This window comes from Pseudomonas sp. CFBP2511 (genome assembly GCF_030209255.1).
Lineage (GTDB): Bacteria > Pseudomonadota > Gammaproteobacteria > Pseudomonadales > Pseudomonadaceae > Aquipseudomonas > Aquipseudomonas avellanae.
In genome coordinates this window covers 105,792-123,480 of record NZ_JARVSI010000022.1, presented here as the reverse complement: position 1 = coordinate 123,480, position 17,689 = coordinate 105,792, and the positions used below count along the sequence as shown (strand labels likewise).

The window sequence follows — 17,689 nt, the reverse complement described above, 5'->3', positions numbered from 1 at the left end:
CTAACTCAAATTCTCTAACTTTTAGTAGAAGCGCGCCGTTTCGGTGGACAACCACCCAACGGCACGAAAAGCAGGAGCGAAAGACCGGCTTTCCAGCACGGAGGGCCGCGCCATGATCGTCGCCTTGCTCAACCAGAAAGGCGGCGTCGGCAAGACCACGCTCGCCACGCACATCGCGGGAGAGCTGGCGCTGCGCGGCCAGCATGTCGTCCTGCTCGATGCCGACCCGCAAGGCTCATCGCTGGACTGGACGCAGCGCAGAAGTCAGCAAGGCTTGCCACGGCTGTTCAGCGCCGTGGGCCTCGCACGCGAAACGCTGCACCAAGAGGCGCCAGAACTCGCCAGGCGGGCCGATCACGTCATCATCGACGGCCCGCCGCGCATCGCCGCCTTGGCGCGCTCCGCGCTGCTGGCGGCCGAGCGCGTACTAATCCCGGTGCAGCCCAGCCCGTATGACCTGTGGGCCAGCAGCGAGATGGTGGCGCTGATCCGCGAAGCGCAGGTGTTCCGGCCTGCGCTGCGCGCGGCCTTCGTCATCAACCGGCGCGTCAGCACCACGGTGATCGGTCGGGAGGCGCGGCAGTCGCTGGCCGAACAGCCGCTGCCGGCGCTGCGTGCCGAAGTGCGCCAGCGCATCGTCTTCGCCGACAGCGTGGCCGCCGGTCGGCTCGCACGCGAGACGGCGCCCGACAGCGCCGCTGCACGCGAGATCACAGCACTGGTGGACGAGCTGCTGCGGTGGCCGACATGACCGCGAAGCCACCACGCAGCAAGCGCGTCGGCATCGGTGCGCGTCCGCCCGCGAATCCGCACGCCGAAGCGTGGATTCGCCAGGGCGCCGCCGATGCGCTCAACAAGGGCGACCTCTACACGGCACGCTTGACCCTCGACGTGACGCCCGCGCTACGCGCTCGCATCAAGATCGACGCCTTCGGCCAAGGCGTGACGGTGGCCGAACTGCTGCGCGCTTTGCTGGAACGGGAGTTTCCCGAGACCCGCATGGAGAACAAGCCATGAGCGCATCCGCTGCACCCGCCGCGAACACGGCCACGGCTGCCGCATCGCCTCCGGCTGCGCCGTCGCTCGCGATACTCGCCGGCCAGGCCGGCAACGTGCCGCTGACGCGCGTATCGCTGGCCTACATCGAACTGCGCTTCAAGCTCTACCTGCGCTTCGGCGAACCGGCGCGCACGCTCCAGCTCGACCGCTGGCGGCGCTGCGCGGTGTTCCTGCCGCGTGCAATGTTCTGCCGCGTGCGCTGGCAGGCCAACGACTACGGCACGATCCGCTGGCAGCTCATGGTGATGCAGGCTGGCACGCCGCTGGATGCCTTGCAGCGCATCCCCGGCGTGCGGCCTGGCGCGCGCCTGCTGCTGCACGCTGAAGGCGAGAACTCGGTGCGCGCCGTGCTGGAACGCATCGACGCCATCGAGGCGCTGGGCATCGCCCCGTCTGCCGTCTCGCCCGCGTACTGGCGCACGCTGGGCAACCGGCTCGCGGCGCGCCTGCCGCGGCCCGAATACACCGCCGAGCGGCACGCCGCCTGGCTCGCCGGGAAGGTGCTGCCATGACGACCGTTTCCACTTCGTCCGCTTCGCCGCGTCCTCGCTCGCGCCTGCGCGCTCGCATCGTGCTGGCGGGCCTGACCACCTGCGGCCTCGCTGCGCTGGCCTGGGCGGCTTTCGTGTCGCCGCTGCCGCGCCTGACGTACAACCCATCCGACAGCGTGGCGGTCGGCTGGTATCGCATCGAACCGTTCGAGCCGCGCACCGCCTCGCTGCCACGTCCGTTGTCCGTGGACAGCATCGTGCTGGTGCCGCTGCCGGCCGAGGCCGCCGCATTGGCTGCGCAGCGCGGCTACCTGCCGACGCGCATTCCGATGCTCAAACGTGTGGGCGCAGTCGCACCGCAACACGTTTGCATCGTCGCTGGTCAAGTACGCATCGACGGCGTGCCTTCGGCCACCGTGCTGCCTGCCGACCGGCTGGGCCGGCCGCTGCCATCCTGGCCGCAGTGCCGCCGCCTAGCGCCTGGCGAACTGTTCCTGTTGAGCGTGACGAATCCGGCATCGTTCGACAGCCGCTATTTCGGGCCAGTCAGCGCATCCGCCGTGATCGGCGTCGCGCATCTGGTCTGGCTGGAGGCACGCCCATGATGGCCGCTGATTCGCTGCACGTTGTCGCGCAACCCATCGTGCCATCGGGCGTGTCGTTCCGACTGCTGCTGCCGTGTCGTCGCGCGTGCAGTGCGAGCGCATCCGCGCTGCACTTCGCGCAACTCCCGGCGCAGCCATCCAACGTGCAGGCGTCTTGCCTTGAACACGCCCGGCCTATGGCCGTCGCCGCGTTCGCCGGCGGGCTGGCTGCGAGTGCAGCAGCGCCGCCGGGTCGCCGACGCCCGGAGCGACAGCGAAGGGCAAAGGCGGAAGGCAAGACAAAAGGACGCGGCACCGGGCCGTGTCGAAAGCCAGTCTGCACGTGGGGGTGGGGCGGCACGGAGTGGCTTTGCCGCCGTGCCGCTTGCGGCGCGAGGCCCGCGCCAATGCAGGTGTGTCCGCGTGCTTCGCACGACCGGACCCGCCGGAGCTTGCAGGGAGCGCAGCCATGAGCGACCGCCACGACGACGATTTCCGGGTGCGACCCAGCGCCCCGAAGAACCGGGGCAAAAGCCAGGAGAAGAGCTTCGTTTCCAAGGTGCTCAAGCAGGCGGGCAAGATCAGCAGCGGCAAGTCATCAATACGCCATTCCGCAGGCGGTGGCAGCGGCGCACGCGCAGGCCAACGTCCCGGCTCACGTCTTGGACGCGGCCACACGGCCGCGCGTTTCGCCGGGGCGAAGCTGACGCCCATGTCGCGGCGCGTGACCATCAAGACCCTGCTGGTCAATCAGCGCAACGCTAGCCCGCAGTCGCTCGCCAAGCACCTGCGCTACATCGAGCGCGACGGCACGGGTCGCGATGGCGAGCCAGGCCGGGCCTACGGGCCGCAGATCGACGAAGCCGACCTTGATGCCTTCAAGGAGCGGGCCGCCGACAACCGGCACCACTTCCGCTTCATCGTCTCGCCCGAGGACGGCGCCGAGCTGGACGACCTGCACACCTACACGCGGCATCTAGTGAACCGGATGGAAGCCGACCTGGGGACGCGGCTGGATTGGGTGGCGGTCGACCACTGGAACACCGACAACCCGCACACGCATTTGATCGTGCGCGGGCGCGACGACACCGGCAAAGACCTCATCATCGCGGGCGACTACATCGCCCACGGCTTCCGCCATCGCGCCGCCGAGCTGGCGACCGAATGGCTGGGGCCGCGTACCGAACTGGAGATCCAGCAGACCTTGCAACGCGAGGTGGAACAGGAGCGGTGGACGAGCCTCGACCGCACACTGCAACGCGAGGCCAGCGACGATGGCCGGGTGCAGATCGAACGCTTCAACGAACCGACGCTACAACGCCAGCGCCTGCTGCTGATTGGCCGTCTGCAACGCTTGCAGCGCATGGGCCTGGCCGACGAGACCCAGCCAGGCACCTGGACCGTTCATGGCGATGCCGAGAAAACCTTACGCGTCCTGGGCGAGCGCGGCGACATCATCCGCACCCTGCAGCGGGCCATGAGCGGCCAGCCGCGCGAGCTGGCGGTGTTCGAGCCGGGCGACGACGGCCGCAGCATCGTCGGCCGCGTGGCCGGCAAGGGGCTGGCCGACGAGTTGCACGACCGCGGTTATCTGGTAATCGATGGTGTGGACGGCAAGGCTCACTACGTCGCCTTGAACGCCCGTGATGAACTTGCGAACTATCCTAGTGGCGCGGTGGTGGAGGTGCGCGGTTCCGCTGCCGTGCGGGCGGCCGACAAGAATATCGTCGCGCTGGCGAGCGATGGTCTGTACCGCACCGATCATCACTTGGCGATCGAGCAAGGTCGGGCCAAGCCCGGACGCGATCCGCAGGAGGTTGTCGCCGCGCATGTTCGCCGGTTGGAAGCCCTGCGCCGCGCCGGCATCGTGGAGCGCGTGGCCGATGGTTTATGGAAAGTGCCGAACGATCTGGCCGAGCGTGGTCGGCAGTACGACGGGCAACGGCTGGGCGGTGTTGCCGTGGAGCTGAAATCGCATCTGCCGATTGAGCGGCAGGCGCGCGTGATCGGCGCGACTTGGCTGGACCAGCAACTGATCGGCAGTGGTCGGGGATTGGGCGACCTGGGCTTTGGCGCCGAGACCAAGCAAGCCATGCAGCAGCGAACCGACTTCTTGATCGGAAAGGGACTGGCCGAGAAGCGGGGCCAGCATGTGATCCTCGCCCGAAACCTGCTGGGAACGCTGCGCAATCTGGAACTGGTGCAGGCTGCAAAGGACATTGCCACCGATACCGGCCTTGCGCATCTGCCCGTAGCAGACGGGCAGCGCGTGGCCGGCATCTACCGGCGCAGCGTCATGCTCGCCAGTGGGCGCTACGCGATGCTCGATGACGGCATGGGGTTCAGTCTCGTGCCGTGGCAACCGGTGATCGAGCAACGGCTGGGGCAGCAGATTGCAGCCACTGTGCGCGGCGGTGGTGTGTCCTGGGAAATTGGGCGGCAGCGCGGGGCTGGGATTGCCTAACAAGGAACGCGCTGCCGCGCTTTTTGCGCAAATCGGGTTCGAGCCTATGGACGCAGGCCCCCTGCAGGTTGCGCGCCTCGCCGAGCCATTCGGAATGCTCGCAACAGTGCTCGCCTATGGGCACGAGGAAGGGCCGAAATGGATCTATCGCTTCGGCCGGTTGAAGCGACGCACAGAACGGCGCACGGCGGATAGCCCGACTGTATGCACAGACACTTTGCTGCGGTTGATCAGGGAAGGCGTCGAACTCGTCCAATGCCGTGCTCAGGTCTTGGGCACAGCCCGTTCTAATCCGACTCACGTACCTGGCGCTCGCTATAGTTCCACAATGTTGAATGATTATGGCATAACTCCATAAATAGTTTGTTATTGTGGTATTTGCGGGTAAGATAGGAGCCGGCAGTTCAGCGAACGGCGCTATGTCAGTGCTCCGCGACTGGCTCCTTACCACCCATCCATTTCGACAAGGGAACAGATATGACTCGCATCATTCTCATCACCGGCGCCAACCGCGGTATCGGCCGCGAACTCGCCAACCAACTCGCAGTAGATGGCGACACCGTGCTGCTCGGCGCCCGCGACATTGGCGCCGCCACCAAGGCCGCCACGGAGATCGGCGGCAATGCTCGCGCGGTTCAAATCGATGTCTCGAACCAGTTAAGCGTCGACGCGGCAGCGAAGGAAATTGAAGCCGAATTCGGTCGTCTCGACGTGCTGGTCAACAACGTGGGCGGAGTCTTCGACTATGCGCAGCAGGCTTCCACAGCCGACCTTGCGGTAGTCCAGCAGGCTCTGGATATCAACTTTTTTAGCGCCTGGCGTGTCACGCAGGCAATGCTGCCGCTGCTGCGCAAAGCGCAAGGCGCCCGCATCGTCAACGTATCGAGCGAAAAGGGTTCGCTGGAAAACATGACTGCTGGTGTCCCCGGCTACAGCACGTCGAAGGCGGCGCTGAACGCCTTGACCCGGAACCTCGCCGCAGAACTCACCGATCAAGGCATTACTGTCCACGCCGCCTCCCCCGGGTGGACTGCTACCGATCTGGGTGGCGAAGGCGGCCGCCCCGTGGCTGAAGGGGCGGCCAGCATCAAGTACGTGGTCAACCTGTCGACTGATGCCGGTACCAGCGGGTTTTATCAAGACGGCAAGAGCCTGCCCTGGTGAAGCCTGAGTCTCGCTGCGATTGGCGGCGCAGTTCAATCAGCCTGATCAGGCTGCGCATCAATTCTTGTCACCAGACAATCAAGGGAAAATCATGAAAGCCGTAGGCTACAAACAGACTGGTCCGATCGACCGCGAAGACGCCCTCATCGACATTACGCTCCCGAAACCCGTCCCCACGGACCACGATCTGCTCGTCGAAATCGCGGCTACGGCCGTCAACCCGATCGACTACGAGATCCGTCGCAACGCCGCACCGACTGACGGCGAGGTTCGTGTCCTGGGATGGGATGCCGTTGGCATCGTCGTAGACAAGGGCTCACTCGTCCAAGGTTTCGAGATCGGAGACAGGGTTTACTACTGCGGCGCCATACGGCGGCAAGGATCGAACGCCGAGTACAACCTTGTTGATGCACGCATCGCGGCGAAGGCTCCTGCCTCCTTGTCCAATGCCGAGGCGGCCGCCTTGCCGCTGACCTCGCTGACGGCCTGGGAAATGCTTTTCGAGCGCCTGGACGTGACACGTCCCGTTCCCGGAGCGGCTCAGGCCGTGGTCATCATCGGTGGCGCCGGTGGAGTGGGATCGATGGCGATCCAACTGCTCCGCGCCTGTACCGATCTCACGGTAATCGCCACCGCATCACGCCCGGAAACCAAGGAATGGTGCGCCAGCCTCGGCGCGCATCATGTTGTTGATCACAGCCAGCCGCTGGCCTCGCAGATCGAAGCCCTAGGCATTGGCGCGCCTGGCTTTGTCTTTGCAACAGCCGGTTCCCTTGAGTATCGCGACGACATCGTGAAGTTGATGTCGCCCCAAGGACGCTACGGCTATATCGACAATCCAAAAGTGTTCGATGCCAACCCTTTCAAATGGAAGTGCATTTCGATCCACCTTGAAGCGGTTTTTATGCGTTCCCTGATGCAGACGGAAGACATGGGCCTGCAAGGTGCCATCCTCCGACAAGTGGCCGAGCTGATCGAGGCCGGCAAGATTCGGACGACGCTGACCGAGACCTTTGCTCCGATCAATGCGACGAACCTCAAGCGGGCGCACCAACTGCTGGAGAGCGGCAAAGCACGCGGCAAGATCGTGCTTGAGGGCTTCTGATCGTGGTGTGCTCGGCCCTTCGACGAACTGGCGTCCGACGGGACGCAATTGAAGTACACGATTGCTGCTCTCGTTCTTCCAATCAGGCAATAAATCGAGCGAATTGATCTATCGCTTCGCTTGTCGGTGCTCGGATCATATCCGGAACGGAATAGATCCTTTATACGGCCGCGTTTACCTCATCGGCGGAGATACTGACATGAACATTCATATTGCCAAGGCGATTCAAGCGGGCAGCTTTACCAGTCGGCGCGCAATTCTGACGTTGGCTCTTGCAGCGTTTGCGGCTTTCGGCGCGGTTGCCATCTTCGCGCCCGCCGCCGCCGCGCAGGACGTGGCCGCTGCGAAGGCTGGCGTTTTCGCGGTCATTTACGAACGCGGCTCCGCCTATCAAGGTAGCAAGAGCATTGCTGAGCAATCCAACATCAAGGAACACATCGCGTACGGCCAAACCCTCGGGCACAAATTCCTGGCCGGTGGATTGCTCGGCACACTCACTGAAGACAAGGTGCTGGGCATGGTTGTGTTCGAAGCTGAGAATATCGAAGCGGCGAAACAATGGGTGAGCCAGGATCCAGGCGTGAAAAGTGACGTGCTAAGCGCGAGCGTACGCCACTGGCAGGTCACCAGTATCAAAGCCTACCAAGGAAAATAGCTGCTTGGCTTTGTCTGCCTATAGCTGTACGTGCCTAGGTCATACAGACGCAGGTTACTGTTCTCCAAGACGCGCGTTTCGGTGGAACATCATGCCGCCTGGTCTGCGGCATGACATCTATCAGAGCATCAGAAGCTACCTAGCGATCGCTCTGTAGCGCTGATCGAATGCGACCTGCGGCCAAAATTTGTGTCTCCCAATTGACCTTGCAATCAGGCAAGAAAATCAAACAAATTGATCTGTCACTTTGCTCGTAGATTTCGGAAACATATGCAGCCTGAGGTCCGCATGGCCGTGACATTAGAGCGCCGCGGCGAACGCGTCGCTGCGCCGAATTCAATGATCGAAGTGAGAGGCCGCCATGATGATTTCTCGTGAAGACCGCCGCGAAGCTGAAAATCAGATCGCGCGTCTGATCCATACCTATTGCTACCGGCTCGATGCAGGTGACTTGGAAGCAGTGGCCGCGTTCTTCGAGGATGCGGCCTGGCATATTTCCCCGACCGTGGCTTGCCACGGGGCGGCGGAAAAACTCGCGTGGCTACGCCAGAACGCTCCAGCGCACGAGGCCTATCTCGGTCCGCAGCACTTGATTGGCAACATCCTCATTGACGTGGCCGACAGCGGGCAAACGGCGGGCGGCATGTCGTATTTCGTCGTGTCGCATCTGGCGGAAGGCTCGGCGGTTCAGTTGGCTGCGCGAGGACGCTACGAGGATCGCTTTGCTGTCCGCAACGGGCAATGGCATTTCGTGGAGCGGCACGTCCACATAGACGGCCGGTGAAGCCAATAAATCTTGAGCTTGATAGGAAATAAGAACACACATGGCTGAAGCATCTATCTCTCCGTCCGCGTCAGGCTCATCTACAACGGCGCACCTGCCGCTGGTCGTCTATGTTCTGACAGTAGGCACGTTTCTCATGGGAACGTCCGAGTTCATCGTCGCCGGCTTGTTGCCCGAGATCGCTGCCGACTACAACGTGTCGGTCGCTCAGGTAGGCATGGCGATTACGCTGTTTGCCATCGGAATGATCTTCGGCGCTCCAACGGTGGCGTTGTTCACCTTGCGGATGCCGAAGCGGATCATATTGATGCTTTCCCTCGTCGTATTCGCGATAGGGCATTTGATTGCAGCGTTCACGACAGACTTCACGGTACTGCTTGTCAGTCGCGTGGTCAGCGCTGTTGCTACGAGTTCGTTCTGGACCGTCGCCGCTGTTGTTGCATCCAAGGCTGCGGGCTCCAAGGCTAGTGGACGGGCGTTAGGCATCGTGATCGGTGGCGGCATGCTTGCTAACGTCTTGGGCGTACCTCTCGGCTCGATCGCCGGGCAGATCGCTGGGTGGCGGGGTCCGTTTTGGGCGCTCGCGATCATTGCCGTCGTCCTTGCCATCGCTATCGTCAAACTCGTTCCCGCAGAGGTGCCGGGGCGGACGATTCCGCGAATCCGCGACGAATTCGCAGGACTGCGCTCGATTCGGCTATGGCTCTCGCTGCTGGGGTGTGTCACCGTCAACGCTGGCGCGCTCTCTGTCTACAGCTTTATCGCTCCTTTGCTGACCGAGCACACGGGTCTGGCAAGCCAGTTCATCCCCATCGCACTGGCCCTGTTCGGTGTGGCCTCGTTGATCGGGTCGATCTTCGGCGGCCGGATTGGCGACCGCCATCCGCACACGATGCCGATGTTCACTGCAGGCATCTCGGCGCTTGCCTCGGCAGGCCTGCTCGCATTTTCATCGATCCCCGCCGCAGCACTGATCATGTTCACGTTGCTAGGCTTGGTTGGTCTGGCAGCAAACCCGGTGCTTACCAGCTTGGCCGTCGGCTACGGCGGAAATTCCCCTACTCTGGCATCGTCGATGGTGGTGTCCTTCTTCAATGTGGGCACCGCCTTGGGCACTTGGATTACCGGCATGCTTATCGAAACGCAGCTTGGCGTGCTCGCCCCTCCGCTGGTGGGTGTCATTTTCGGCGTGCTCACATTCGTGCCGGTGGTGATAATTGCTGTGCTGGAACGCCGCCATCCGATTCTGCGCAACACGATCATGGCTCCCAGCGAAGTCATCTAAAGAGCATTTCTGTCTTGGGTGTCAGCGGCTGCCGGGCACCTACGTCGCGTCCCATATTGCTGTTGCTTCTGGTGATATACGTCAGCATAATTCGGCATTATGGAATCAACGACATCGTCCGGCCGCATAATTCAGTCTGTACAGCGGGCCTTCGACCTGCTGGAGTGCATCGCCAAGCAACCGGAGGGCGTGCGATTGAGCGAACTCGCGGATGGCATCGGTCTTAACCGCAGCACTGCTCATAATCTGCTCGCATCCCTTGAAGAGCTCGGATACATCACGCAGGACAAGAAGGGCGCGGCTTATCGCCTGACCGGAAAACTCAATGGACTCCTGCGGCCGGATGCAGAGGTCGAGCACGCGTTGCGCGCCCGCATTCGGCCCGTCCTGCAGGCCGTAAGCGCTGCATCCGGCGAGTCGGCGTTTTTAGGCTTGGTCAGCGGCAGCGACTACGTGTGCGTGGATGCCGTGCAGTCGGACAAGCCGCTGCACCTAGCCGTCAAACCCGGAGAGCGAGCCGCGCTGCTCGGGCAGGCGCTCGGCCATGCACTGCTGGCGGCCGACACCGACCTTGCTCATTCCATCCGTGGCCACGATCCTGCCGGGTGGAAACACCATGCCAAGGAGATCGACGGAGCGCAGCGCAGAGGTTTCGCACTCGACTTGGACAGCGAGAACGCGGGAATCTCTTGCGTCGCGGTCGCGGTCACTCCACGCGCCGCCATCGCCATAGCAGGGCCGACGAACCGCTTGCCGGAATTGCGTCTGATCGAGATCGCCCAGCAAATCCGTGAGGAACTGGACAAGGTGCGCCCGATGGGACAAGGCTGGTTCTAAGTCCGGCATACCCCACGGCCTGCCACAACCAAAGGCTAAGAGGCTCTGCCGTTGCGCTTGGTTGGGCTGGGCGGGTCCATTGCACGTAACGCTGCAATATCGCGTTTTGGCGGCGCTCCAAACAAGCGGCTGTACTCGCGGCTGAACTGCGAAGGGCTTTCGTAGCCCACCTTGAACGCGGCACTTGCACCATCCATGTGCTCATTCAGCATCAATCGTTTGGCCTCGTTCAATCGTAGCAACTTCTGGTATTGCAATGGACTCATCGCGGTCAGATGGCGAAAGTGATGATGAAAGGTCGGCGTGCTCATCTGCACGCGGGCAGCGAGCTCTTCAACGCTGAACGGTTCGGCATAGTGCAATTTCAGCCAGTCGATGGCTTTTGCGATGCGATGACCTTGGCCGTCGATAGACACCACTTGACGCAAGAGAGAAGCCTGATCACTTGTCAGTAGCCGGTAGTGGATTTCGCGTTGGATGAGCGGCGCGAGCGCTGGGATTGCCTCGGGTTCTTCCAGCAACGCTAAAAGGCGAGCAAACGGTGCCAAGAGGCTCGACGTTGCTTCGCCGATACCGAGCCCTGCGCCACTGGGCCGATCGCGACGGGTCGGTAGATGACCTTGAGCGATCAACTCGGCCACGGTCCGCAAGTCAATTTTCAAGGTCAATCCAAGGCACGGTCGATCCGGACTGGCGTCCATGACCTCGGAATTGGCGGGGACGTCCAATGAAGTGAGCAGGAAGCGAGAGGTGTTGTAGTGATAAGCCTCGCCGCCCACCCACATACGTTTCTCTCCCTGGGCCACCAAGACGACGCTGGGCTCGACCATGCAAATGGATGGCGGTGACGGCAAGTCGCGACGGAAGAAGGTAAGGCCACTGATCGGCGTTGCCACATCGCCCGTTGCAACGGTGGCGTAAGCGCCAATGGCCGTCGCCAGCGTTGCAACGATGGATTCGTGTTGAGTTGTCATTTGCGATTCGTTGCCATAGCTGTTGTAGGCCAGTCTACCGAATGGATATCCTTCCTACCACTTAAAATACGCAACATCCATACTAATAGGCAAGAAAACCAGCGAATTGCTCTATCGGTTGTATGGGGGTCGAGGCGAAGATGCCTTCTATCGCAAGAAAGAAGGAATCCCCATGCTGATTCAAGCCTATGGCGCCCATGCAGGTGACAAACCCTTGGAGCCGCTGCAAATAAACCGCCGCTCGCCTGGCGCGCACGATGTGCAAATCGACATTGCCTTTTGCGGTGTCTGCCATTCAGATCTGCACCAGGTGCGCGCTGAATGGGCAGGCACCCAGTTCCCCTGCGTGCCAGGTCACGAAATCGTCGGACGCGTGACGGCTGTCGGCGCGCATGTATCCGATACCAGCATCGGCGATCTCGTTGGCGTCGGCTGCATCGTCGATAGCTGCAGGCATTGCAACGACTGCGACGCCGGTTTAGAAAATTACTGTGACGGACTGATCGGCACCTACAACTTTCCGACCCCGGACGCACCCGGTCATACCCTGGGCGGTTACTCGCAGCAAATCGTCGTCCATGAGCACTACGTACTGCGTATCCGTCATCCCGAAGAACAACTGGCGGCAGTGGCCCCGTTGTTGTGCGCCGGTATCACCACGTATTCGCCGCTGCGTCACTGGAAGGCGGGGCCTGGAAAGAAGGTCGGCGTCGTGGGCATCGGTGGTTTGGGACACATGGGCATCAAGCTGGCTCACGCGATGGGTGCGCATGTCGTGGCGCTGACCACGTCTGAGTCCAAACGCGAAGAAGCCAAAGCACTGGGTGCCAACGAGGTCGTGGTTTCCCGCAACGCAGAGGAGATGGCCTCGCATGCCAAAAGTTTCGATTTGATCCTCAATACGGTGGCGGCGCCGCACGATCTCGATGCACTGCTGGTGCTGCTCAAACGCGACGGCACGATGGTCCTGGTAGGCGCTCCGGCGACGCCGCATCCGTCTCCCAATGTGTTCAACCTGATCATGAAGCGTCGCTCCATCACCGGCTCGATGATTGGCGGTATTCCGGAAACGCAGGAGATGCTGGATTTCTGCGCAAAGCACGGCATCGTCGCCGACATCGAAATGATCCGCGCCGATGAAATCAACAATGCCTACGAACGGATGTTGAAAGGAGACGTCAAGTACCGCTTCGTAATCGACAACGCCACACTTTCCGCCTGACTTTTTCGGGCTAATTTATGAGGACATATGTATGAGGAAGATCGTTCTTATGCTGGCCCTACTGGCCAGTTCGTTCACCGCTATGGGGCAAGACATGTCCCATGGTGCAGACAACTTCTACAAGAGTGACAAGGTGACTGTTGAGAAAGTCACATTCAAGAATCAGTACCAGATGGATATCGTGGCGAATCTGTTTGTGCCGAAAGGACTGGATCGCAGCAAGAAATATCCGGCCGTTATCGTGGGCCATCCCAATGGCGCAGTGAAGGAGCAGAGCGCGAATCTGTATGCGCAGAAGCTTGCCGAGCAAGGATTCGTGACATTGGCACCTGATCTGTCGTTCTGGGGCGAAAGTTCGGGTACGCGTAATGCGGTTTCGTCCGACATCTACACCGAGGTTTTCATGGCCTCGACGGATTTTATGGGCACGCGGTCATTCATCGACAGGAACCGGATCGGTATTCTTGGCATCTGCGGCAGCGGCGGCTATGCCATCAGTGCAGCCAAGATCGACCCTCGCTTGAAGGCGATCGCCACGGTCAGCATGTACGACATGGGTAGCGTAACCCGCAACGGCCTCAATCACTCTCAATCGATTGAGCAGCGCAAGCAATTCATTGCCGCAGCCGCGGAACAGCGCTACGTGGAGTTCCTGGGCGGTAAGAAGAAGTATTCCGACGGTATGCTCGAAACGCTGCGCCCGGACGCTGGCGCGATCGAGCGCGAGTTCTTCGACTTCTATCGCACCAAGCGCGGCGCATACGTCCCGAAGGGTTCTTCGCTGTATCTCACGACCAATCGCCCGATCACCGCGGAAGTGAAGCAAATGAACTTCTACCCGTTCAACGACATCGAGACGATCTCACCCCGTCCGATGCTGTTTATCACAGGGTCCGAAGCGCACTCCCGAGAGTTCAGCGAAGCCGCTTACAAGCTGGCTGGCCAACCTAAGGAACTGGTCGTCATTCCGAACGCAGGGCATGTTGATCTCTACGATCGCACTGACCTTATTCCGTTCGCCAAGCTGACGGACTTTTTCCAGAAGAACCTGAAGTAAGCAAGCAAGGTCATGACGGTTCATGTCGTCATGACCTTTGCGAGACACCGGCTTCTCAGTGCCTCGCATGGCTCACTTTCCGATAGACAGCGTAGGCATTCTCAATGTCCAGGGGAATGCCTGGTTCGACATTGCATGATCAAGCTATTCAGATGGCTTCTAAGTGCGCCGGAACGTCTTCGAGATCCAATCGCTCCTTGTGAGCTTCACTATTGGGTGAAAATTAAATATGAATAGATTAATCATTGGGATCGCTTTTTCTTTGGCTTCGTTGGCATCGCAAGCGCAAGACTTCAAGCTCTCAAGCAGTGACATAAAGCATGGCGAACAGATTGGTAATGCCTATGTGCAGAATGGATCAGGCTGCTCCGGCGCTGACATTTCACCAGCGCTTGCATGGTCTGGAGCGCCAGAAGGCACCAAGAGCTTCGCTGTGACCATGTTTGATCCCGATGCTCCAACAGGCAGCGGCTGGTGGCACTGGACGGTCGTGAATATACCTAAGGGAATTCATGGCCTTCCAGCGGACGCTGGAAACAGGAATGGATCAAAAGTCCCTTCGGGGGCCGTACAAGGCAGGACTGATTTCGGCAACCCAGGCTACGGTGGTCCATGCCCTCCGCTCGGAGACAAGTCCCATCATTACCATTTCAAAGTTTGGGCCCTCAAGGTGGAAAAGTTACCCATTGATCGCGAGTCTAGTGGCGCACTGGTAGGCTACATGCTCAATGTAAACAGCATTGCAACTGCCGAGCTAATTCCAATTTCGACGCGATAAATAGTAAAACGTCGCCCATGTGTGTCGCTGGAGTTTTACTAAAGTAAATGGTCGTCATACTGATCTTTTCTGTCGGAGTAGTTTCATCCTGTTCCATGCCCTGACGGGTTTTTAGCGTCGCGGGCAAAGGAGCTGATTAGGACACTAGGCGACGGCCAAACAATGGAGGTGGTCTATGGAGTTGCGCCATCTGCGCTGTTTTTTGGCCGTTGCTGAAGAACTTCATTTCGCCCGTGCTGCCGAGCGGCTGCACATCGAGCAGTCGCCACTGTCGCGCGCTATTAAGGAGCTGGAAGAAGAGCTCAGTACCCAGCTATTTGCGCGAACTACACGTAGCACCCGCCTGACTCGTGCAGGCAAGCTATTTCTGGAGCATGTTCCGCGTGTCTTCACTTCATTACAGCAAGCACGCGATAGCGTAAAGGCAGCAGCGAACGGGTTTCACGGGCAGTTGCGTATCGCCTTGTCCGACGGCATCACGCCGTCGCGCCTACCGGCTTTGCTTGCACTCTGCCGGCAGGAAGAGCCCGAGGTCGAAATTCGATTCTTTGAGGTGCCTTTGTCGCAACAAATCAAAGGACTGCATGATGACCTGTACGACGTAGGCTTTGCCCGATCAGATGAGGTCGGGGATGGCATTTCGGCCTTTTCCGTTTGGGACGACCCGATGATGGTAGCCGTTCCGGCGCGACATCCCTTGTTGGCGCATAAGCGCATTCCCTTGGAAGAGCTGCTGCGTTACCCACTGGTGCTGTGCGATCCGCAGGCGTGCGAAGGACATGCAAGGCAAGTGGAGCGGGTATTGCGCAAGGTGCAAATGGAACCGCTGATTGCCGAACGGGTGACATCCTGCGACTTGATGATGGTCCTGGTATCGGCAGGGTTCGCCTTGGGCCTGACCGGTGCCGCGCACATCGCAGCCAGCCGGGAACAAGGCGTTGTCGCGCGTCCACTGACCGGCCGATCGCCGATGCTCACGACCTACCTTTTGCACTCGGCAGGCGAGCCTTCGGAAACACTGGCGCGGTTCATCGAGCGGGTACAGGCCATCGACTCACCTGAAGCCAATAGGTCTGCGCCGGACCTTGATTCCCTTCTAGCGGAGGAACCGAAGTCATGAAGAACGCGGTCCCTTTCGTACTGGCCGTAATGTTGGCAGCCTGCGGCCAGTCCGAAGCACCTCAAAAGACTATCCTGCCGACCGTCGAGGAACTCGCTTCCAACCCCGAACCACTGAAAGAAATGCGTCAGCAGTGCAAGCTGGAACGCGCCAAGCTGGGCGATGAACTCTGCAATCGGGTTGCCGAAGCCACTCGCAAGCGCTTCTATGGTGATGGCAAGGTGCCCTATACGCCGCCGGAGAACCCACCCAAGTTCTAGTCGCGAATGTATTGCCACAGAATTTCCTCTTGATTTCCAAACGCGTCTCAACGCGTCATCGCTTGCGGCGTTCTTATTGGATTCGTCTCCATACGTACCTTGCTTTCTCCGCTGAGTTTCTGCCGATATCGGTCTTTGACCCACCCGTGACCTGACTCCGATCCTCACGGCTACGGCACGACGTTGTGCCGCGTGTCGTGCTGGAGAAATAGGAGGCGACTAACAGAGCGAGGTTGGGGCCACGTTCAACGAAATTTGGTGGCGCTGATTGAGTGACTTATGGCGCAGTTTGCATGCTGCTGGCAGGCTACGGTCTATATACTGAACCTTCTATTTCAGTGTTGAAGAGCCCAGCCGGGAGTATCCCAGTGACACGCAATCAAACCTTCTCGGTGGATATCGGGTGGAAAGCCTTGCTTAAGGACTTCGGTATCCAGCCCAGCCATGTGCTGCGTAGGGCTGGCCTTCCTGAAGACCTGTTCTCGCGTGAGGGACATGGGCTAACTACGGAGGAGTACTTCCGTTTTTGGCGGTCCTTGGAGGCGGAGGCCGGTGATGTCATGTTTCCGTTGCGCATCGTTGAGACCGTCTCGGTGGAATCTTTCGATCCGCCTCTGTTCGCAGCGCTATGCAGCACCAACCTGATGCAAGCGGTGCAGCGCCTGGCGAAATACAAGCAGCTTTTGGCGCCCATGAGTCTCGAAGTCGAGGTAGGCAATGGCGGGGAATTGACGGTTTTGCCTCGCTGGCTGACCGTACAGATGCAGGTGCCGTTTTCATTGCAAGTGGCCGAAATCGCGTTCTACGTGCGGCTCGCTCGGCTCGCTACCCGCGAGCCGGTCAAGGCGTTGCGCGTAGCGCTTCCAGAACTTCCTCCGAGCGCTTATTCGCGGCGCTACGAGAAATTCTTCGGCGTCCCCGTGCAACAGGGGACTGCGCCGAGCATCACCTTTTCGGCCGCGGATATGTTACGCCCGTTCCTCACCGTCAACGCAGGCATGTGGCGCGTTTTCGAGCCCGACTTGCGCCGCAGGCTTAGCGAACTGGATGCGACTTCCACGACAGCCGAACGCGTGCGTGCAGTTCTGCTGGAGCTGCTGCCAAGCAATGCGGCCACCATCGAGAAGGCCGCGGAACGCCTTGGCATGAGCAAGCGCACGCTGCAGCGTCGCCTGGAAGATGAGGGGGAGAACTTCCGCGCCATGGTCAATGCCACCCGAGAAAACCTGGCACGCCATTACTTGACTAACACCAAGATGTCCGGTGGCGAGATCGCCTTCCTGTTGGGCTTCGAGGATCCCAATTCCTTTTATCGCGCATTCCAGGACTGGACTGGGCAGACGCCCGACAGTGCCCGCAACGCCATGCATTTGAACTGAGAAAATCGACCATGGCCACGCATGTTCAACAACGGACGGTGTTGCTCAGTGTGGCCGCAGTCAACGCGAGATCCTCCATGTTCTACAACCGTGTCAAGGCCGAGTTGGATGATGCGCTTAAGGCGATGGATCTCTCGGCGTTGGTGATTGCTCAACCTTCTCTGCTGCTGGACCACCGGGACGGCCTGGGGCAACCGCCGCGCATCGGGGAGATCATTTCGATCCCGATCGCAAAGGTGCTCGCTTCTATTCTTCCCGGCGCCTACCGGCCGGTACACGCGCGCGCTGTGGCGCGGTCTTTGGTCAAGACTGTTCCGACGGCGCAAGGCGTGGTAGTACTCGCATCGAATGTGCTTGCCAAGGTCGGCAGTGAGCATTGAACCGGCCAATTCGTCGATGAAGCGGGTGCCGCGCCGCTTGCTCCCACTGCTGCTGACGGTAGTGCTGCTTGCCGCTTGCGCGGGGACGCCT

19 protein-coding genes are annotated in these 17,689 nt (G+C 60.5%); 18 read left to right on the top strand and 1 reads right to left on the bottom strand.

Translation table 11 applies throughout. From position 1 onward, the window contains the following. The first annotated feature begins 112 nt into the window (after positions 1 to 112). The 11 genes from parA to QRN38_RS18400 all read left to right on the top strand — a co-directional run bounded on the left by parA (position 113) and on the right by QRN38_RS18400 (position 10,428). Complete coding sequence (parA, locus tag QRN38_RS18450) at positions 113 to 751, top strand: ParA family partition ATPase (protein WP_057418753.1); 639 nt, start codon at positions 113 to 115, stop codon at positions 749 to 751. Continuing rightward, positions 748 to 1,017, top strand: coding sequence for a hypothetical protein (locus QRN38_RS18445; RefSeq protein WP_057418776.1), 270 nt, complete (start codon positions 748 to 750; stop codon positions 1,015 to 1,017). Before parA ends, QRN38_RS18445 begins: the two co-directional genes overlap by 4 nt. Further along, entirely contained in the window at positions 1,014 to 1,571 is a 558-nt protein-coding gene (locus tag QRN38_RS18440; protein WP_057418754.1) for a DUF2840 domain-containing protein, read from the top strand. Before QRN38_RS18445 ends, QRN38_RS18440 begins: the two co-directional genes overlap by 4 nt. After that, positions 1,568 to 2,155, top strand: coding sequence for a S26 family signal peptidase (locus QRN38_RS18435; protein WP_057418755.1), 588 nt, complete (start codon positions 1,568 to 1,570; stop codon positions 2,153 to 2,155). Before QRN38_RS18440 ends, QRN38_RS18435 begins: the two co-directional genes overlap by 4 nt. 448 nt (positions 2,156 to 2,603) lie before the next feature. Continuing rightward, positions 2,604 to 4,598 (top strand): relaxase/mobilization nuclease and DUF3363 domain-containing protein, encoded by a 1,995-nt coding sequence (locus tag QRN38_RS18430; RefSeq protein ID WP_057418756.1) that lies wholly within the window; start codon positions 2,604 to 2,606, stop codon positions 4,596 to 4,598. Positions 4,599 to 5,075: 477 nt separating this feature from the next. After that, positions 5,076 to 5,762 (top strand): SDR family NAD(P)-dependent oxidoreductase, encoded by a 687-nt coding sequence (locus tag QRN38_RS18425; RefSeq protein WP_057418757.1) that lies wholly within the window; start codon positions 5,076 to 5,078, stop codon positions 5,760 to 5,762. Between the two features lie 91 nt (positions 5,763 to 5,853). Further along, positions 5,854 to 6,867 (top strand): zinc-binding alcohol dehydrogenase family protein, encoded by a 1,014-nt coding sequence (locus QRN38_RS18420; protein WP_057418777.1) that lies wholly within the window; start codon positions 5,854 to 5,856, stop codon positions 6,865 to 6,867. A 199-nt stretch (positions 6,868 to 7,066) separates the two neighbouring features. After that, positions 7,067 to 7,522 carry a YciI family protein gene (locus tag QRN38_RS18415; protein WP_057418758.1) on the top strand — a complete coding sequence of 152 codons (456 nt, stop codon included), beginning with the start codon at positions 7,067 to 7,069 and terminating at the stop codon, positions 7,520 to 7,522. Between the two features lie 361 nt (positions 7,523 to 7,883). Then, a complete protein-coding gene (locus QRN38_RS18410; RefSeq protein ID WP_057418759.1) occupies positions 7,884 to 8,306 on the top strand; it encodes a nuclear transport factor 2 family protein in 423 nt (140 codons plus the stop codon). Between the two features lie 40 nt (positions 8,307 to 8,346). Beyond that, positions 8,347 to 9,591 carry an MFS transporter gene (locus tag QRN38_RS18405; protein ID WP_057418760.1) on the top strand — a complete coding sequence of 415 codons (1,245 nt, stop codon included), beginning with the start codon at positions 8,347 to 8,349 and terminating at the stop codon, positions 9,589 to 9,591. Between the two features lie 99 nt (positions 9,592 to 9,690). Next, positions 9,691 to 10,428, top strand: a complete 738-nt coding sequence (locus tag QRN38_RS18400) for an IclR family transcriptional regulator (RefSeq protein WP_057418761.1) — start codon at positions 9,691 to 9,693, stop codon at positions 10,426 to 10,428. 35 nt (positions 10,429 to 10,463) lie between these two features. Here QRN38_RS18400 and QRN38_RS18395 read toward each other — a convergent pair whose 3' ends face one another. After that, positions 10,464 to 11,402 carry an AraC family transcriptional regulator gene (locus QRN38_RS18395; RefSeq protein ID WP_057418762.1) on the bottom strand — a complete coding sequence of 313 codons (939 nt, stop codon included), beginning with the start codon at positions 11,400 to 11,402 and terminating at the stop codon, positions 10,464 to 10,466. Positions 11,403 to 11,574: 172 nt separating this feature from the next. Here QRN38_RS18395 and QRN38_RS18390 point away from each other — a divergent pair, with 172 nt between their 5' ends. The 7 genes from QRN38_RS18390 (at position 11,575) to QRN38_RS18360 (ending at position 17,598) form a co-directional block, all read left to right on the top strand. Continuing rightward, positions 11,575 to 12,624 (top strand): NAD(P)-dependent alcohol dehydrogenase, encoded by a 1,050-nt coding sequence (locus tag QRN38_RS18390; protein WP_057418763.1) that lies wholly within the window; start codon positions 11,575 to 11,577, stop codon positions 12,622 to 12,624. Positions 12,625 to 12,655: 31 nt separating this feature from the next. Further along, positions 12,656 to 13,681, top strand: coding sequence for an alpha/beta hydrolase (locus tag QRN38_RS18385; protein WP_057418764.1), 1,026 nt, complete (start codon positions 12,656 to 12,658; stop codon positions 13,679 to 13,681). A gap of 229 nt (positions 13,682 to 13,910) precedes the next feature. Then, on the top strand, positions 13,911 to 14,459 hold the full coding sequence (locus QRN38_RS18380) for a kinase inhibitor (protein ID WP_081025464.1): 549 nt from the start codon (positions 13,911 to 13,913) through the stop codon (positions 14,457 to 14,459). Between the two features lie 175 nt (positions 14,460 to 14,634). Beyond that, a complete protein-coding gene (locus QRN38_RS18375) occupies positions 14,635 to 15,579 on the top strand; it encodes a LysR family transcriptional regulator (protein WP_057418765.1) in 945 nt (314 codons plus the stop codon). Further along, positions 15,576 to 15,839, top strand: a complete 264-nt coding sequence (locus tag QRN38_RS18370; RefSeq protein WP_057418766.1) for an EexN family lipoprotein — start codon at positions 15,576 to 15,578, stop codon at positions 15,837 to 15,839. The genes QRN38_RS18375 and QRN38_RS18370 overlap by 4 nt, the downstream gene beginning before the upstream one ends. Positions 15,840 to 16,207: 368 nt before the next feature. Beyond that, on the top strand, positions 16,208 to 17,218 hold the full coding sequence (locus QRN38_RS18365; RefSeq protein ID WP_057418767.1) for an AraC family transcriptional regulator: 1,011 nt from the start codon (positions 16,208 to 16,210) through the stop codon (positions 17,216 to 17,218). Between the two features lie 11 nt (positions 17,219 to 17,229). Further along, positions 17,230 to 17,598: a Rossmann-fold NAD(P)-binding domain-containing protein gene (locus tag QRN38_RS18360; protein ID WP_057418768.1), complete on the top strand. Its 369-nt coding sequence runs from the start codon at positions 17,230 to 17,232 to the stop codon at positions 17,596 to 17,598. Positions 17,599 to 17,689: the final 91 nt, after the last annotated feature.

Excerpts from the sequence above, each read along its gene's own strand:
- QRN38_RS18430 (WP_057418756.1), top strand. The coding sequence starts at position 2,604 with ATGAGCGACCGCCACGACGACGATTTCCGGGTGCGACCCAGCGCCCCG.
- QRN38_RS18370 (WP_057418766.1), top strand. The coding sequence starts at position 15,576 with ATGAAGAACGCGGTCCCTTTCGTACTGGCCGTAATGTTGGCAGCCTGC.
- QRN38_RS18445 (WP_057418776.1), top strand. The coding sequence starts at position 748 with ATGACCGCGAAGCCACCACGCAGCAAGCGCGTCGGCATCGGTGCGCGT.
- QRN38_RS18415 (WP_057418758.1), top strand. The coding sequence starts at position 7,067 with ATGAACATTCATATTGCCAAGGCGATTCAAGCGGGCAGCTTTACCAGT.
- QRN38_RS18390 (WP_057418763.1), top strand. The coding sequence starts at position 11,575 with ATGCTGATTCAAGCCTATGGCGCCCATGCAGGTGACAAACCCTTGGAG.
- QRN38_RS18380 (WP_081025464.1), top strand. The coding sequence starts at position 13,911 with ATGAATAGATTAATCATTGGGATCGCTTTTTCTTTGGCTTCGTTGGCA.
- parA (WP_057418753.1), top strand. The coding sequence starts at position 113 with ATGATCGTCGCCTTGCTCAACCAGAAAGGCGGCGTCGGCAAGACCACG.
- QRN38_RS18360 (WP_057418768.1), top strand. The coding sequence starts at position 17,230 with ATGGCCACGCATGTTCAACAACGGACGGTGTTGCTCAGTGTGGCCGCA.
- QRN38_RS18375 (WP_057418765.1), top strand. The coding sequence starts at position 14,635 with ATGGAGTTGCGCCATCTGCGCTGTTTTTTGGCCGTTGCTGAAGAACTT.
- QRN38_RS18400 (WP_057418761.1), top strand. The coding sequence starts at position 9,691 with ATGGAATCAACGACATCGTCCGGCCGCATAATTCAGTCTGTACAGCGG.
- QRN38_RS18405 (WP_057418760.1), top strand. The coding sequence starts at position 8,347 with ATGGCTGAAGCATCTATCTCTCCGTCCGCGTCAGGCTCATCTACAACG.
- QRN38_RS18420 (WP_057418777.1), top strand. The coding sequence starts at position 5,854 with ATGAAAGCCGTAGGCTACAAACAGACTGGTCCGATCGACCGCGAAGAC.
- QRN38_RS18425 (WP_057418757.1), top strand. The coding sequence starts at position 5,076 with ATGACTCGCATCATTCTCATCACCGGCGCCAACCGCGGTATCGGCCGC.
- QRN38_RS18435 (WP_057418755.1), top strand. The coding sequence starts at position 1,568 with ATGACGACCGTTTCCACTTCGTCCGCTTCGCCGCGTCCTCGCTCGCGC.
- QRN38_RS18395 (WP_057418762.1), bottom strand. The coding sequence starts at position 11,402 with ATGACAACTCAACACGAATCCATCGTTGCAACGCTGGCGACGGCCATT.
- QRN38_RS18440 (WP_057418754.1), top strand. The coding sequence starts at position 1,014 with ATGAGCGCATCCGCTGCACCCGCCGCGAACACGGCCACGGCTGCCGCA.
- QRN38_RS18385 (WP_057418764.1), top strand. The coding sequence starts at position 12,656 with ATGAGGAAGATCGTTCTTATGCTGGCCCTACTGGCCAGTTCGTTCACC.
- QRN38_RS18410 (WP_057418759.1), top strand. The coding sequence starts at position 7,884 with ATGATGATTTCTCGTGAAGACCGCCGCGAAGCTGAAAATCAGATCGCG.